Source organism: Variovorax sp. 01T439_2, assembly GCF_056398445.1.
The window spans coordinates 1-3030 of the sequence record NZ_JBFTPJ010001039.1; the positions used below are offsets into that span (position 1 = coordinate 1).

Sequence of the window (3030 nt, forward strand, 5' to 3'; positions counted from 1 at the left end):
CGCTGGAGCGGCTCGAAGTGCTGCGCGGCCCGGCGGGCATGCTGTTCGGCGCGGGCACCGCGGCGGGCGTGGTCAACATGGTCAGCAAGCGTCCGCTGCAGGAAACCCAGCGCGAAGTGGGCGTGCAGTTCGGCAGCTTCGGCCGCAAGCAGGTCCAGGCCGACCTCACGGGGCCGCTGAATGCCGACGGCAGCCTGTCGTACCGGCTGATCGCGTTGCAGCGCAAGTCGGACTCGCAGGTCGACCATGTGCCCGACGACCGCAGCGTCATTGCGCCTTCGCTGACCTGGCGGCCCAGCGCGGCGACCTCGCTCACCTTGCAGGGGCTGTGGCAAAAGGACAAGAGCGGCAGCAGCTCGCAGTTCCTTCCGTGGGAGGGCACCTTGCTGCCGAACCCGAACGGACGCATTCCCGCCAGCCGCTTCATCGGCGAGCCGGGCTTCGACTACTACGACAGCGAACGCAAGACCTTCGGCTGGCAGTTCGAGCACAAGTTCAACGAGAACTGGCGCGTGCGGCAGAACTTCCGCTACGCGAAAAACGAGAACGACAACCGCTACCACTATGGCGCTGCCTTCAGYGGGGCCGAAAGCTGGGACGCCACCGATCCGATCTTCAAGCGCGTGCTCGGCCGCTACTACGACAGCTATCTCACGCGCAACCGCACGCAGACGCTCGACAACCATGTCGAGGGCCATTTCGAGACCGGCGCCGTGAAGCACACGCTGCTGGTCGGCGCGGATTTCTCCAGGCAGCGCGAGAACGTCTGGGGCGCGACGACCTTCGACACCATCGACGTCTACGCGCCGGTGTACGGCCACGTCGACCTGCCCGAGCGCGTGGCGCTGCCGCGCACCCGCCAGCGCCAGACCGGCGTCTACCTGCAGGACCAGGTCAAGCTCGACAACTGGATCTTCGTGGCGGGCCTGCGGCACGACAGGGCGGTGTCCAGCGCGGCAGGCAGCGACGAGCAGAAGAGCAGCGCAACCACCAAGCGCTTCGGCCTGATGTACGCCATGCCCTCGGGCTGGTCGCCGTATCTGAGCTACACCGAATCGTTCACGCCGCAGTCGCCGCGCAACGGACAGATCTTCACGCCCTTGCGCGGTGAGCAATGGGAAGCCGGTGTGAAGTACGAGCCGAAGGACCGCGCGCTGGCGTTCAGCGCGGCGGTCTACGATCTGCGGGAGAAGAACCAGATCACCTCGCCGTCGCCGAATGTGTACACGCAAGCCGGCAAGACCAAGACCCGGCGTGGGACCGCGCGTGCCGGGCGTTGCGCTGGCCGACCTCGTGTTTGCCTACGACACGGCGCAGTGGCGCTATGCGCTCAACATCAACAACGTGACGGACAAGGCGTACTTCAGCACCTGCCTGTCGCGCGGCGACTGCTGGTACGGCTCGCGCCGCAACGTCGTGGCCAGCGCGACCTACCGTTTCTAACCGCTCACTTTCGACGAGGGCAGCAACGACATGAACAGCCRAAAGATCAAGACCTGGGCCTGGGTGCACAAGTGGAGCAGCCTCGTATGCACCGTGTTCATGCTGCTCCTGTGCATCACGGGCTTGCCGCTGATCTTCCATCACGAGATCGGCCACCTGCTGGGCACCGAGGTCGAGTCGCCCAGGATGCCCGCGAACACGCCGCGCGTGAGCCTGGACCGCGTGCTCGAAACCGCGCGTGCGAAGCACCCCGACCGCGTGGTGCAGTTCGTTTCGCAGCCCGAGGACGACGATGGCCTCTGGTTCGTCACGCTCACGCCAACGCCCGCACCCACGGACGACTTCAAGTCGGTGGCGGTGGACGCGCGCACCGGCGCCGTGCTTGCGCAGCCCAAGCTCGACGAGGGCTTCATGTACGTGATGTTCAAGCTGCACGTCGACCTGTTCGCCGGCCTCGCGGGCAAGCTGTTCCTGGGTTTCATGGGCTTGCTGCTGCTGGTGGCCATCGTCTCCGGCGTGGTGCTCTATGCGCCCTTCATGCGCAAGCTCGACTTCGGCACCGTGCGGCGCGAGAAGCGCCCGCGCCTGAAGTGGCTCGACCTGCACAACCTGCTGGGCATCGTCACGCTGGTGTGGCTGTTCGTGGTGGGCTCCACCGGCATGATCAACACCTGGGCCGACCTGGTCATCAAGTACTGGCAGTACGACCAGCTCAGCGCGCTTCTCGCGCCCTACAAGGACGAGCCGACGGTGCCCGTGGCCCAGCGCGCATCGGTGCAGCGCTCGATGGAGGTCGCGCTCCAGCAGACGCCCGGCATGAAGCTGTCCTTCGTCGCGTTTCCCGGCACGGCGTTCTCGAGCCCGCACCACACCACCTTCTTCATGCGCGGCAGCGAGCCCTTCACCTCGAAGCTGCTGCAGCCGGTGCTGGTCGACGCCAAGACGGCGCAAGTGACCGCCGCGCCGAAGATGCCCTGGTACCTGACGGCGCTGCTGGTGTCGCAGCCGCTGCACTTCGGCGACTACGGCGGCATGCCGATGCAGATCATCTGGGCGCTGCTCGACATCGCGACCATCATCGTGCTGGGCAGCGGGCTGTACCTGTGGCTCAAGCGCGGGAACRGCGTGCCTGCTGCGGCCTCGCCGGCGGGACAGCGGCCGCCGCATGGCGGACCACATCAGCAGCCTGAACCGGCGCCCGCCATGAAGGTGCAGGCATGAAGCAGCGCCACAGCTTCTGGCACATGTGGGGCTGGCCGATCGTGCTGGGCGTGCTGACCACCTTCGGGCTGATCTCGGCGCTGTTCAGCGACGGCGGCCTGGGTGACATGCTGGCCTGGTTCGCGCTGGGCATTCCCGTTGCCGTGTGCGGCTGGTACGGCTGGCGCAGAAAAAGCTGAATCCGGCCCGATCGGGTTCCTGCTAGTACGGGCAGGGGCGCGCGCCGAAGCAGAATCGGCGCAATGAAGCCTGCACTTTCCGCTGCCGCCACTGCCGCCGTCCGCCTGCTCCTGCTGGGAGCTCCGCTCGCCGCAGCGGCGCAGCAGGCCGACCGCGGCAGCCTGCCCGAAGTCACCGTCTCCACGC

3 protein-coding genes and 1 pseudogene are annotated in these 3030 nt (G+C 66.9%); all 4 read left to right on the plus strand.

Translation table 11 applies throughout. The annotated features are described in order from the left end of the window. Positions 1-38: 38 nt before the first annotated feature. Positions 39-1193, plus strand: a pseudogene (locus AC1DOC_RS31545) (TonB-dependent siderophore receptor); the annotation flags it as partial. Between the two features lie 61 nt (positions 1194-1254). Beyond that, positions 1255-1443, plus strand: coding sequence for a hypothetical protein (locus tag AC1DOC_RS31550; protein ID WP_478131324.1), 189 nt, complete (start codon positions 1255-1257; stop codon positions 1441-1443). Between the two features lie 30 nt (positions 1444-1473). Beyond that, on the plus strand, positions 1474-2664 hold the full coding sequence (locus tag AC1DOC_RS31555) for a PepSY-associated TM helix domain-containing protein (protein WP_478131325.1): 1191 nt from the start codon (positions 1474-1476) through the stop codon (positions 2662-2664). After that, the gene (locus AC1DOC_RS31560; protein WP_012746273.1) at positions 2661-2843 is read left to right on the plus strand and encodes a hypothetical protein; all 183 of its coding nucleotides are present in this window, start codon (positions 2661-2663) and stop codon (positions 2841-2843) included. Before AC1DOC_RS31555 ends, AC1DOC_RS31560 begins: the two co-directional genes overlap by 4 nt. Positions 2844-3030: the final 187 nt, after the last annotated feature.